The following is a 668-nucleotide window of genomic DNA, read 5'->3' as shown; positions in this document are numbered from 1 at the left end:
GCCGTCGCGCGGATCATCGACGGTGCCTATCGCGCCTATCGGGCAAACCAGGCTTTTGAGAACAGCAGAACCGCCGCCGAACTGGCCCAACTCGCGGTGGAAATTGCCGAGCGCAGGAAGCAGATCAAGGAAACCCTTCGCGTCACCATTGAAGCAATGACCCGCGAGATCGAGGTCAAGAGTTCCACCTTTGCCGTGGTGGATCGCGGCGGTAATAGCACGGTTTCTCGACGAGGCCAGGAGAACATCACGTTCAAGGAATACATCGAACGCAAAGTGCCCTTTCGCCCGGCGATCAGCCAAGTCTGCACCGTTGCGCTGCAGATGCCGATCAAGGTACCGCGCCGTATCCGCAAGAAAATTGCCGGCGATACGGTACCGACCACCATCGAGATCGCCCTCAAACAATTTACCGCCTCGTTGTTTTTTGAAGCCGTGGACGAGGCACTGGAGTGGCGCAGCCCGCTCAAGGCCGAACCCAACTACAACGGCAACAGCAAGAAGGCGTTGTTGGGCGAGCCGGTTACGCGGCCCAGACGGTTCGGCAGTGCCGTGCAGCCTTTTTGGCCACGGCCGAAGGGTTTGCTGGCGCCTGATCTGGTGGTGGTTGAGTACCGGCAAGAGCCGTTTGAAACCGAGAATGTGTTTGCGGCGGTGGAGATCAAGTT

1 protein-coding gene is annotated in these 668 nt (G+C 58.8%); it reads left to right on the top strand.

Annotated elements, in window-relative coordinates; translation table 11 throughout:
- A partial coding sequence (locus E1K68_RS27505) for a VRR-NUC domain-containing protein (RefSeq protein ID WP_212614959.1) occupies positions 1-668 on the top strand: 668 nt, incomplete at both ends.

This window comes from Pseudomonas sp. B2021 (assembly GCF_018135665.1).
GTDB classification, from domain to species: Bacteria; Pseudomonadota; Gammaproteobacteria; order Pseudomonadales; family Pseudomonadaceae; genus Aquipseudomonas; species Aquipseudomonas lactis.
The sequence above is the reverse complement of the archived record's forward strand: the minus strand, read 5'-3'. Positions and strand labels throughout refer to the sequence as shown.